Source organism: Liquorilactobacillus satsumensis DSM 16230 = JCM 12392 (assembly GCF_001435195.1).
In the GTDB taxonomy this organism is placed as follows: domain Bacteria; phylum Bacillota; class Bacilli; order Lactobacillales; family Lactobacillaceae; genus Liquorilactobacillus; species Liquorilactobacillus satsumensis.
Map to the genome: position 1 here is coordinate 186,329 of NZ_AZFQ01000055.1, position 12,444 is coordinate 198,772.

General features: G+C 44.9%; 8 protein-coding genes. All 8 read left to right on the forward strand.

Translation table 11 applies throughout. From position 1 onward, the window contains the following. The first annotated feature begins 501 nt into the window (after positions 1-501). The 8 genes from acnA (at position 502) to FD50_RS12395 (ending at position 12,340) form a co-directional block, all read left to right on the forward strand. Positions 502-3,138: an aconitate hydratase AcnA gene (acnA, locus tag FD50_RS12355; protein ID WP_056962059.1), complete on the forward strand. Its 2,637-nt coding sequence runs from the start codon at positions 502-504 to the stop codon at positions 3,136-3,138. A gap of 2 nt (positions 3,139-3,140) precedes the next feature. Then, entirely contained in the window at positions 3,141-4,247 is a 1,107-nt protein-coding gene (locus FD50_RS12360) for a citrate/2-methylcitrate synthase (RefSeq protein ID WP_056962060.1), read from the forward strand. After that, positions 4,248-5,525: an NADP-dependent isocitrate dehydrogenase gene (icd, locus tag FD50_RS12365; protein WP_056962061.1), complete on the forward strand. Its 1,278-nt coding sequence runs from the start codon at positions 4,248-4,250 to the stop codon at positions 5,523-5,525. 256 nt (positions 5,526-5,781) lie between these two features. Beyond that, entirely contained in the window at positions 5,782-7,692 is a 1,911-nt protein-coding gene (locus FD50_RS12375) for a BglG family transcription antiterminator (RefSeq protein WP_415615195.1), read from the forward strand. A gap of 33 nt (positions 7,693-7,725) precedes the next feature. Further along, the gene (locus FD50_RS12380) at positions 7,726-8,190 is read left to right on the forward strand and encodes a PTS sugar transporter subunit IIA (RefSeq protein ID WP_056962063.1); all 465 of its coding nucleotides are present in this window, start codon (positions 7,726-7,728) and stop codon (positions 8,188-8,190) included. A 13-nt stretch (positions 8,191-8,203) separates the two neighbouring features. Beyond that, complete coding sequence (locus FD50_RS12385) at positions 8,204-8,527, forward strand: PTS fructose transporter subunit IIB (protein ID WP_056962064.1); 324 nt, start codon at positions 8,204-8,206, stop codon at positions 8,525-8,527. Between the two features lie 28 nt (positions 8,528-8,555). Continuing rightward, complete coding sequence (locus tag FD50_RS12390; RefSeq protein WP_054757794.1) at positions 8,556-9,653, forward strand: PTS fructose transporter subunit IIC; 1,098 nt, start codon at positions 8,556-8,558, stop codon at positions 9,651-9,653. Positions 9,654-9,718: 65 nt separating this feature from the next. After that, positions 9,719-12,340, forward strand: a complete 2,622-nt coding sequence (locus FD50_RS12395; protein ID WP_056962065.1) for an alpha-mannosidase — start codon at positions 9,719-9,721, stop codon at positions 12,338-12,340. The last annotated feature ends 104 nt before the right edge of the window (positions 12,341-12,444 follow it).

The following is a 12,444-nucleotide window of genomic DNA, read 5'->3' on the forward strand; positions in this document are numbered from 1 at the left end:
ACTGATTGCAAAATGAGAGCAAAAACAATGCATGAATTTTGCTTAATAATTTTATAACTGTTAAATTATTTTTATCTATTTTGGGTAATAATTTGATTTATCAACTTATTATCTAGCGGACAGGTAACTTCACCATGTTCAAAGGCAACGTTTTTTAACTCGCTTCAGCTCAAATGCAAAGTTAAAGACTATAGATTATGATTGTGTTCCAAGGGTCCATTGCTTAGTATTATCGCTGCCGGGCAAAATTTTACGAAATAAAAGGACTGTCGGCTTAAATAAGTGGGGCATAAGGGCACTTTGTACAAAAAAGCACAAATTGTTTCGTTTAAAAAGTTGGTAGCGCTTACTTAGTTATTTAGTAATTTTATTATGCAAGAATGGTTCCGAATAGATAATAAATCGTGGGAGATAACATTTACTGTTAGTTGCGCCTAATTAGAATTATGTTAGAATGATTAAAAATTAAGGCGTAAAAAGTGCCGGACGGAGGAGTTTAACATGACAGCAGACTATCGCAAAAGCTTTACTTTAGCGCAACAACAGTATGACTACTTTGACATTGCAGCTTTTATGGCGGCACATGGCAAGCGCATCCAAACGTTGCCCTATTCAATTAGAGTCTTATTAGAACTAACCCTGCGGCATAGCGCAACACAGCCGGAAATGCAGCAATACCTGCCTGCATTTCTTGCTTGGGATCAGCACCATGAACAGGATGTTCCTTATAAGCCTGAGCGTGTCGTCTTGCAGGATTTTACCGGCGTCCCGGCTCTAGTTGATCTTGCGGCAATGCGTGAAGAAGTTTTGCGCAAGGGCGGAGATCCAGCACAGATTAATCCGGATGTGCCTGTCCATCTGGTAATTGATCATTCGGTGCAGGTGGACTTAGCTGGCAGTGAAGCAGCTTTCGATTACAATATAAAACAAGAATTTAAGCGCAACCGCGAACGCTATCTGTTTTTGAAGTGGGCCCAGGAGAGTTTTACTAATTTGACAATCGTCCCGCCGGATACTGGAATTATTCATCAGGTCAACCTTGAGTACTTATCACCGGTTATTCGGCACTCCAACGCTGAAATTCCAGTGCTCTTTCCCGATACATTAGTCGGAACTGATTCGCACACGACAATGATCAATGCCTTAGGAGTCTTAGGCTGGGGTGTCGGCGGTATTGAAGCCGAAGCCAGCATGCTGGGACAAGAATCATATTTTCCAATGCCACGGGTCGTCGGGGTGCGTTTAACTGGAGAAATGCCGCAAACTGCAACCGCGACGGATCTTGCATTGACCTTAACGCGGATTTTGCGGGAGCATAATGTGGTCGGTAAGTTCGTTGAATTCTATGGGCCGGGGTTAAAGACGCTGCCGCTGGCAAATCGGGCTACGATTGCCAACATGGCACCTGAATATGGAGCAACGTGCGGCTTTTTCCCAATCGATGAGCAAACTCTTGCATATTTACGACTGACTGATCGTTCTGCACAACAGATTGAAAGAGTGGCAGCTTATGCCCGTCAGAACTCATTGGCATATCGCGAAGATGAGGATGAAGAGCGGCATTATTCTGAAGAAGTCACGCTTGACCTGGGGACTGTCCGCAGTTGTGTGGCTGGGCCCAAACGACCGCAAGATTCGGTTGAACTTCCGAACTTACCTCAGAATTTCCGCGGCTACGACCAGATGAAGGCATTAGCTGTGACTGCAGCCGATAAAGAATTTGCCTTACGTCCCGGTGCGCTGGGAATTGCTGCGATCACAAGCTGTACCAACACTTCCAATCCGGAAATCCTGATTACTGCAGGTTTAATGGCTAAAAAAGCAGTTGAGCTTGGGTTGCAGGTTCCAGCGTACGTGAAGACTTCTTTTGCCCCTGGGTCACGTGTTGTTGCGGACTATTTGGAGGCATCCAGACTTCAGCCGTATCTGGATCAACTGGGGTTTAATATTATCGGCTATGGCTGTACGACTTGTATTGGCAATTCAGGCAAGTTGAAACCCGGAGTGCAGGAAGCAGTTGCACAGACGAATTACCCGCTTGCTGCAATTGAAAGCGGCAACCGAAACTTTGAAGGGCGCGTGAATCCTTTAATTAAAGATACTTATTTGGCGTCACCGCCGCTGGTGGTTGCGTATGCTCTGGCAGGAACGCTGGATCTTGACGTAACCCAACAGCCGCTGGGAACCAGTGCTACAGGCCAGCCAGTCTATCTCACTGATCTCTGGCCGCAAGTCAGCGAAGTCAGTGCTGTAATTTACAAGTATCTGAAACCAGAATTGTTCTCGCATAACTACCAGAACATCTTCCAGCAAAATGCCGCTTGGAATGCATTGCCAGCCAGCAAATCTGTGACCTACGATTGGCAAGCGGATTCTACCTACTTAGCATCACCGCCGTTGTTTGAACATGCGAGCGGTCAGCTTACGGGGCTGCGTGTACTTGCCAAGTTGGGGGATTCCATTACCACGGATCATATTTCACCTGCCGGATTCATTGGGCAAAAGACACCAGCGGGCAAGTATCTGCTGGCACAAGGTGTTAAGCCGCAGGATTTCAATTCCTATGGTTCGCGGCGGGGCAATCATGAGGTGATGATTCGTGGGACACTTGCGAATCTGCGGTTGCAGAATCAGCTGACGCCGGATAAACGCGGCGGTTACACCAAATGTTGGCTGGGTTCCCAAGAGACGACGATTTATGACGCTGCGATGGCTTACCGCAAACACGGAATCGGGACGATTATTTTAGCCGGTCAGGATTATGGGATGGGTTCTTCGCGTGATTGGGCTGCTAAAGGTGTGCAGCTGTTAGGAGTTAAAGCGGTGATCGCCGAAAGCTTTGAACGAATTCACCGTTCCAATCTGGTGATGATGGGGGTTATTCCGCTCCAGTATCTTCCAAAAGAGAATGCTGCCAGTCTCGGGCTGGATGGAGATGAGGCTTTCGACATTACATTGGTCGATTTGCAGACCGCCCATGTACGGGCAAGTTCTGCCAAGCATGAAGTTGAATTTACAGTCAAGGTCCGCTTTGATGCCCCAATTGATGTTAAATATTACCAAGCAAATGGAATCTTGCCTTATGTGATTGCTAAGAAGATGGGCGGTGAACGTCAAGTTGCTGGAAGGAGGAAGTAAAGATGGAATGTCCAAGAGGTTTAGCAGGAGTTGTCGTTGATCAGACTAAGATCAGTTCGACTGCCGGGGCACACCTGACCTATGCAGGGTACCCAATTGAAGAATTGGCACATGCTTCATTTGAAGAGGTGGTCTTTTTACTATGGCACACGCGCTTGCCAAGCGAAAATGAAATCGCAGTTTTTCGGCATCAGCTGGTCTCACAAATGGTGCTGCCGGCAGAAACAGTCAGATTGCTGTTGTATGTGGCAAAAGAACCGCAGCACCCGATGAGTATTTTACGGACAACGACGTCCTTATTAGGAACAACGAACGACGTTGACCATGACGAACCGCCGAAGATTTTAGCCAAAATGCTGATCACGGTGGCAGCGATTATCCGAATCCGCGCAAATGAACCGCTGCTGGAGGTAGATCCGCATTTGGGTGTGGTTGAGAACTTTCTTTATCTGATGACCGGTAAGCGACCCAGCAAGGAACTTGCACGAATGTTTTCAACGGTGATGATCTTGCACGCCGACCATGAATTCAATGCTTCCACCTTTACTGCACGGGTCGTGGCCTCCACCTTTGCTGATTATTATTCGTGTTTGACTGCTGCCGTCTGTGCTTTAAAAGGACCATTGCACGGCGGTGCCAACGAACGGGTCTTTGAGATGCTGTTGGAGATTAAGGAACAGGGCTTGGATCCGCGTGAATTTGTAGAAGATCAGGTGAAGCAAAAACGAAAGATTATGGGCTTTGGTCATCGAATCTATAAGAACGGCGACCCGCGTGCCGCAATTTTAAAACAAATTGCCGGTAAACTGGCGGCAAAAACAGGCAATTCTGAATATTTTGAGATTCAACGGCAGTTAGCTGACTATATGCTGCAGCGCTTTAACCTGCACCCGAATGTCGATTATTATACTTCGCTGATCTATCATTGCCTTGGATTGGACAAGGAAGTCTTTACCATGCTCTTTGCGGCGTGCCGGACAGTCGGCTGGCTGGCACACGTAATGGAACAGCGCAACGAGAATTGTTTGATCCGTCCAAATTCCGAATATGTGGGTCCGACAGACAGACATTATTTGGGGGAACAAATTCAGAAAAGAGGGCATGCTTAGATGAATAAACCAGAGAAATTAAGCGTTGCTGCTGGACAGCTGCAAGTTCCGGCTGTTCCGATTATTCCTTTTATTGCTGGAGACGGGATTGGTCCGGAGATCTGGCAGGCGGCACGGCAGGTTTTTGATGCAGCTGTCAAGCGAGTCTATGGCAATGAGCGGCGCGTAGAATGGAAGCAGGAATTAGCAGGGCAGGTAGCGTATGAACAGACTGGCAGTTGGCTGCCGGCTGAGACTTTGCAGGCATTACGCACTTATTTGGTAGCTATTAAAGGTCCGCTGACGACTCCAGTCGGCGAGGGGCATCGGTCAATTAATGTGACGCTGCGCCAGCAATTGGATCTGTTTGCCTGTGTGCGGCCAGTACGTTATTTCGCTGGAACACCGTCACCAGTTAAACATCCAGAACGTGTCGACATCACGGTTTTTCGTGAAAATACAGAAGATATTTATGCTGGAATTGATTTTGCAGCACACACGTCTGGAGCACAAGCACTCTTGACGCTCTTGCAGGCACAGCAGCAAGCTGACAAAGTCCGTTTCCCTCAAACTGCAGCGTTTGCGCTCAAACCGATCTCAAGTGAAGGTTCTAAAAGAATTGTGACCGCAGCACTCGAATACGCACTTGCTCAGGGCAAGCAGACGGTTACCCTAGTACATAAGGGAAACATCATGAAAAAAACCGAGGGCGGTTTCAAGCAGTGGGGTTATGAGGCAGCCGCAGCTTTTGGAGAACAGGTCTTTACCACACCAGAATACGAGCAGATTCGGCAACAGCATGGGGCAGCTGCCGCACAAGTCGCACAGCAAGAAGCCGTTCGAGCAGGAAAGGTGATTGTCAACGACATTATTGCCGACAATTTCTTTCAACAGGCACTCTTGCAGCCCGAGAAATTCTCAGTGGTGGTGACTACGAACTTGAACGGTGATTATATTTCCGATGCCCTGGCAGCACAAGTTGGCGGTATTGGGATCTCACCGGGAGCTAACATTAATTATCAGACCAAGCGGGCCTTATTTGAGGCAACGCATGGGACTGCACCGCAATTTGCCGGGCAAAACAAACTGAATCCGACTTCGCTGATCTTGTCAGGTGCCATGCTCTTTGAGTATTTGGGGTGGACGCCTGTTGCAGAATTGTTGCGCAGCAGCATTGGACAAGCCATTGCACAGCAGCATGTGACGATGGACTTTGCCCGCGCACTGCCAGCAGCAGTCGAGTTGTCGACCAGCGGTTTTGCAGCTTATTTGACAGAATTAATTGCACAAAGTAAATAAAATTGATTAAGTCGGAGGACCTGCTGACAATGCAACTGCTGTTTAGGGCGGTGTGTTGTTAGGAGGTTTTTTGTGCGTTGTTTTGGGTGTTCCCGGACTGGATGCAACCTAAATCAGTTCAAAACTGTTACAGTAGAATCAGCACTCGCAGGTATCCGAGATTACTGGAATCTAAAGTATACTAACTGCAAATATACTTTTTTGGTGTTAAACAATGATACCGCTTTCTTTATAATAAAAATTGTAAAAGTTGGGAGTGAATAAATTGGCGCTGAAACAGTCACCACAGACTCTTACAGATCAGATTCTCAAGTTTATTTTAACCAAGAAGGTCGTTCATTATTCAGATTTGATGGACTATACAGGTTGTTCCCGGAAAACAATTGCTAAATATCTTAAGCAAGCGGAGGTGGTTGCTGCACGGTATCAGGTCAGCTTAATTCGCAAACGCGGACACGGTATTTATCTTGCAGGAGATCAGTCAGCCTTGCTGGCAAATATTGGAGTGACTGCTCCATATCAGCAAGAAAGTGAGGAAGAACGTAGACTAGATATTTTAACTATGCTGATCAAGCTGGAGAAACCGATCCTATTAGATGATCTTGCAGAGCATTTTTATATTAGTCACAGTACACTTGAACGCGATCTGCGTGTTTTGAAGAAGGAATATAACTTGCAGTATCAGTCTACTAATTCAGGAATCCAGTTCGTTGGGCTGGAAAAGGACAAACGGATGCTGTTGGGGAAGGTATTACAAAAGTACTGGGGACAAAAAGTTACGCAAAGTCTTAAAACAGGGCAGATGAGACGTAATTTCACCGTTCCTGCGAATTTCTTTCAGTATGTCGATAAGGAAACGTTGCACCAAGCACAACAAGCGATGCAGGAATTTGCAGAGCTCGTTAATATAAATATAAATGAATATCAATATGAATCATTGCTCATTCACATTACAATTGCATTTCAGCGGATCAAAAAAGGTGAATTTCTCAGCAAAGGTGAGGAACACCAAGCACCAGCATTAATTGCCCAACATACAACTAAGTTAGTTGAAATTCTTACGCGGATTTTCAAATGCGAGATTCCACAAGCTGAAGTTGCCTACCTTAACATTCATGTCATGGCGATCGAAGACGGCTATATTAACCTAGATGGACCTGATAGCTTGCGTCCCAAATTAGTTAAGTGGTTAAAAAATTCGCTTCGAGAATATGACGAAGAATTGCTTAAAAATCTCGGCTTGCATCTGATTCCGGCTCTTAGCAGAATTCAGCAAGGGGTTTTTATTTCAAATCCCTATTTAGATAAAATCAAAACCAATTTTCCTGTTGCTTTTGATAAATCTTTGGAACTTGCGCTTGAACTGCAAAAGGAATTTAGTGTCAGACTTCCTGAAAATGAAATTGCATACTTGGCATTGCATTTTGAATCTTTTATTGAACGATCACAAGTTAAATTGCACGAAGTTAGAATCGCAATCGTCTGCAGTACTGGATACGGGACTGCAGCCTTATTGAAACAGCGGATTCAAGAGAAGTTACCCACACTTGAAATTGTGGCAACTCTTTCAGTCGCTGAATTAATCGATGCTGCGCCAGCTGCAGACCTAGTGGTATCGACGATTCCGTTGAAGCTGCAAGGAACAGCGGTTATGACGGTGAGTCCGTTTCTTTCAGAAAAAGAGCTTGAACTGCTTCAAATAACAGCTAACAGAATTCAAAAAGACAAATATGCACGTCACGCATTTGCAAGTCTACTCTCTCCAACATGTATCATTACAAAAACAAAGGCTGCAAATAAGGAAGAAGCAATTGTACAGATTACACAACGGATGGTAGCCGCCGGTTTTGTCGAAGAGCAGATGACGCAGTCTGCATTGGACAGGGAACGGTTGGCCTCAACAGTCATTAATGAGATTGCAATTCCGCACGGTGATCTTAAAAATGTCAAAAAACCGGTGATTGGAATTATGACTTCGGCGACTGGAATTAAATGGGGAAAAGACACAATCTATACGGTGTTTTTCGTGGCCCTCAATCGACAAGTTGAGGACGAAATGGATGATATCTACTCATATTTTTATGAAGTAATTCAAAATGGGGCAATGTTGCGAAAATTACGCACCGCGCAGACAGTTGAAGCAGTCATCACACTTTTGAGTGATTAGTACGAAATCATTATGTAAGGAGATACGCATACTATGGCAGATGTCTTTAATCGCAAATATATTTTTTTAGAAAAGGAACTTCCCGATCAGCAGGCAGTTTTCCGTTTTATCGCCAAGCAAGCTGTTGCGCTGCAATTAGCGAAAAAAGAACAACTTGTGCTTAAGGCTTTAGAGAAGAGGGAAGCAGAGATGTCAACGGGGATGCAGGACGGAATTGCAATCCCACATGCTATTTCAAGCGACATTCAGCAAGCAGCAGTGTTATTCGTCAGAACAACTAAACCGGTGAGCGAATGGGAGACTTTTGATAACACGCAAGTGAAGCAGATCATCGCAATGCTGGTTCCAGCAGACAGCACGCAGGCTCATCTGCAAATTTTGGCAAATTTTGCCACGACTTTAATTGATGAAAATCAACGTCAAGCATTGACCAATTGTCAAACGGCAGCAGAAGTTTATACTTTTTTGACAAAAGAAATTAACGCAAATATAGATTAAAGGAGCGATTATTATGGATTTTGTAGCGATTACTTCATGTCCAGCAGGATTAGCACACACCCCAATGGCAGCCAAAGCCCTGGAAAAAGCAGCAGCAGAACTGGGATTGACTGCCAAAGTGGAACAACAAGGCGAAATGGGGTTGAAAAACGAAATTACGGTTGCAGAAGCACAAGCAGCACAGTTTTTGTTGATCGGTTCAGATCAGAAGATTGAGAAGATGGACCGGTTTGAAGGAATTCCTAAGTTACGGGTAAATATTAATAGTTGCATTCAAAAACCCAAGGCAGTGATTGACAAAGCAAGCAAAGTTGTTGCGGCACGTTCTTCAAAGTAGCAGATGATATAGAAAAGAGGAATTAAAGATGAAAAAGCTATTTGCGGAGTGGAAAGGTTTTTTGATGTCAGGTATTTCCTACATGCTTCCGGTGGTCATTGGCGGTTCATTGGTTGTAGCTGTGCCTAAATTGATTGGTCTTTGTTTCGGAATTACCAGTTTTGATGCATATAAGTCAGGTATTTGGTTTTATCTGGGACAGATCGAAAGCGTCGGTTGGATCGGAGTTGGACTGGTCAATCTTGTCCTTGCCGGATATATCGCATATGCGATTGGCGACAAGCCTGCCTTGGCGGCTGGGTTTATTGGCGGATCGTTGGCGACGACTGCTAATATGGGATTCTTAGGTGCTTTAGTGGCTGGCTTTGCAAGCGGATACACAGCGCGCTGGTGCCAGCGTAAGCTTAAAGTTGGCGAGAAGTTTGAATCAATTATGCCACTGGTCGTTGTACCGCTCTTATCCACGATGGTTGTTGCAATCTTGATGGGAATTATTTTAAAAGAGCCACTGACATGGGTTAATACTTCATTGGTAGCATGGATCAAAGAAATGAGCGCAAGCGGAGTCAGTGCAGCAACCCTCGCCCTGATTATGGGCGCAATGATTGGAACTGACTTGGGTGGTCCAATTAATAAGGCTGCTTGGATGGCTGGAAATGTTTTATTGGCAGAAAAAATTTATACGCCAGCAATGATCGTTAACGTTGCAATTGCTGGGATTCCGTTGGGATATGCAGTTGCAACTACGTTATTTAAACAGCGTTTTTCAACAGAATTGTTGGATGCAGGCCGCAGTGACTGGTTCATGGGATTTATTGGAATTACAGAAGGAGCGATTCCGTTCACCTTAATTAACCCGTTGAAATTAATTCCGATTAACATGCTGGCTGGTGCTGCCGGTTCAGTAACAACCATTTTGTTGGGAGCACAGGCTAAGATTCCTCCAGTAGGTGGGATGTATGGTTTTGTGACAATTCATAATGGCTGGGCCTATCTGGTAGGATTACTCGTATGCGCTTTAATTATTGGAATTTTAGCACCATTGGCAGTTAATTTTAATGATTCAACACCTGCTGGGAAAGACTCCGAAGAAGATGAAGATGACATTGAGATCAGCTTTGAATAGATGGAGCAACCTGTTTTGAACGGAATCGGCTTAAACGATACTAATTACGGGAGTGAAGAATTTAAATGACAAAGGCACATTTTGTGAATCATACGCACTGGGATCGTGAATGGTATTTTACAACGGAAGATGCACGGGTGCTGAGTGATCAATTATTCTCAGATGCTTTATGCGAACTTGAACATCATCCAGAGGCAACGTTCACTTTAGATGGACAAGTTTCTATAGTTGATGAGTATCTGCAGCTGCATCCCACAGAATTAGCACGTATTCGGAATCTAGTTGCCCGCAAGCAGCTTTTTATTGGACCGTGGTTCACACAGACCGATGCACTGATTCCAGATAGCGAGTCAATCATTCGCAATCTAGTAATCGGTATCAAGGAGACCCAGCGTCGCTACGGTCAACCGATGATGATCGGTTATTTGCCGGATACTTTTGGCTTTAATGCGCAGTTGCCGATGCTTTTGAATCAAGTCGGAATCCACGACTTTATTTCTTGGCGGGGGATCAACTTCAAACGTCAAGTAGATTCCGTTTACTTTAAGTGGCAGGGTTTGGGCTCGGCTCAGGTATATGCTGCGAGCTTTCCGCTGGGATATTATACAGGGCAGCTTGCAGTAGAGTCAAAACACCAACTGCGTGAATTTGTGAAAAACCGGCTTGATCCTGGAATCGAGTTTGAAGCGCAGCACGGACAGAATACCGAAGTTCTGTTACCCTCAGGAATTGATCAGATGGATATTGTTCACAATGTTTCTGCTTCCTTGAAAGCAATTAATGACCTTAGTCAGCATCAGGTTTTTATCAGCAGTTATCCGCAATTTATGAAGATCTTGCACGAGCGGGCTGATTTGAAAAAATATGCCGGAGAATTGCGTCTTCCCACCTATGCTCGAGTTCATCGAACAATTGGGTCCGTTCGCTCACGGCTTAAGCGACAGAATTTTGAGTTGGAACAGATCATTTTAAAACGTGTTGAACCGTTAGCCGTGATTGCACAAAAATGTGGAATTTCAATCTCAAATGGTCTGCTGTTGCGAATCTGGAAGAAGTTGTTAGAAAATCATGCACACGATACTCTTGGCGGAAGTGTTTCGGATAATGTTGCTGTAGATATTGAACACCGCTTCAAGCAGGGGTTTGAGGCTGCGGCAGGAGTTGAAAACCTGATTAAGAAAAGACTCGCACAGCGGCTTAAGTTAGCGGCACATCAGGTATTGGTCTTTAATACTGAAACACGTGCTTTCAGTGGATATAAGGATGTGCAAATTATCTCGGCGACTAAGAACTTGGTTTTCGCGCAGCAGTATAAAGCAACTATCTTACGGCAAACTTACGTAAAGCCGCGCAAAAATATCATGCAGCAAACTGCCAAAGGTTTTGAATTCAATGATGAACCTGGATATTACAAGCTGGTTGTGCGTTTGTTTGTTGAATTCACCGGACTGGGCTACCAAGTCATTGATTTTACAACAGGTTCGCAGCAACTGCCTGCAGTCCAGCCTCAAAAGAAGAATGAGATTCAAAATGAAAGTTGGCAGATTACTTATACTGGAACTGGTTTTGATCTGAAAAATGCAGATCATCTTTACAAGAATGCAGTGCAATTTGTTGATGAAGGTAATGATGGCGATACGTATGACTTTTCGCCTGTGCGCGCCGATCATGAGCTGGAGCTGCCTTTAGTTGGAACAGTCTCTGTAGTAGAGAGTCCAGTCTACAAGCAGATTGAAGTAAAGGGAACCTGGGAATTACCGCGAGATCTGGCAGAACGTGGTGCGGCTGACCCGCAGACTGCGATGGTTGCCTACCGGTTGAGGTTGACGCTGACAGCAGCTGATTCAGTCATCTCCGGTTCATTGGAACTTGATAACCAAGTGGTTGCACACCGACTGCGGCTAAAGCTTAAGACTGGAATCAATAATGAAGAAGCAGTGGCGCAAATTCAGGGAGGTTTCAGGAAGACTCACAATCTGCCGATCAGTGAGAATTGGGAGCAAGAATTTGTTGAAAAGCCGGTCAATATCTATAACTTCGATAAGATTGTCGGAATGAACGACGGACAGCATGGATTATTCTTCTGCGGCAAAGGTGAAAAAGAATATGAATTGCGTGCAGATACATTGTTGATTACCTTGATGGCTACAACTGGGCAGTTAGGAAAACCCAATCTGCTGTGGCGCCCAGGCAGAGCATCGGGCGATACTACAAGTTTGGGACACAAGATGACCCCAACACCGGCAGCACAAGAATTGGGCAAGAATGTGTTTGAGTTTGGCATATATGGAACGCAAGGGGCGATTACCGAGAACGAATTGGCTTTGCAAGTAGAGCGCTGGCTAACACCTACTATAAGTTATCAGTTACAGCAACTTGATTTGTTTGCTAATCGATTAGATAATAAAATTTGGGAGATTGAATTTGAGCCTAACTCGCCTGTACTTTCAAAACAAGCGACATTTTTAAAGCTGGCACCTGCAGTTGTCGTCACAGCAGTCTATCCGGCTTATACGATTCCAGGACGAGTGGTAGTCAGATTGTCTAACCAAGGTGACGAAGAGGTGCAGCTCAGTTCCTTGCAGGCAGACTTTTTACTAACGAATGCCTTGGAAGAACGTCTGTCGGAGACTGCAGAATACGTGATTAAACCCTATGACATGGTAACTTTGATTTCAAGAAAATAAAGCACCGTTATCAAAACAGGATGATTTATTAAGTTATTGTCTAAAAAGAGGGGGCTGGGTCAAAAGTCCCAAAATAAAGAGCTTCGCCAGAAAAAGTAGTAATT

Bases quoted from the DNA above. Each gene is read 5' to 3' on its own strand.
- FD50_RS12360 (WP_056962060.1), top strand. From the start codon at position 3,141: ATGGAATGTCCAAGAGGTTTAGCAGGAGTTGTCGTTGATCAGACTAAG.
- icd (WP_056962061.1), top strand. From the start codon at position 4,248: ATGAATAAACCAGAGAAATTAAGCGTTGCTGCTGGACAGCTGCAAGTT.
- FD50_RS12390 (WP_054757794.1), top strand. From the start codon at position 8,556: ATGAAAAAGCTATTTGCGGAGTGGAAAGGTTTTTTGATGTCAGGTATT.
- FD50_RS12395 (WP_056962065.1), top strand. From the start codon at position 9,719: ATGACAAAGGCACATTTTGTGAATCATACGCACTGGGATCGTGAATGG.
- FD50_RS12385 (WP_056962064.1), top strand. From the start codon at position 8,204: ATGGATTTTGTAGCGATTACTTCATGTCCAGCAGGATTAGCACACACC.
- FD50_RS12380 (WP_056962063.1), top strand. From the start codon at position 7,726: ATGGCAGATGTCTTTAATCGCAAATATATTTTTTTAGAAAAGGAACTT.
- acnA (WP_056962059.1), top strand. From the start codon at position 502: ATGACAGCAGACTATCGCAAAAGCTTTACTTTAGCGCAACAACAGTAT.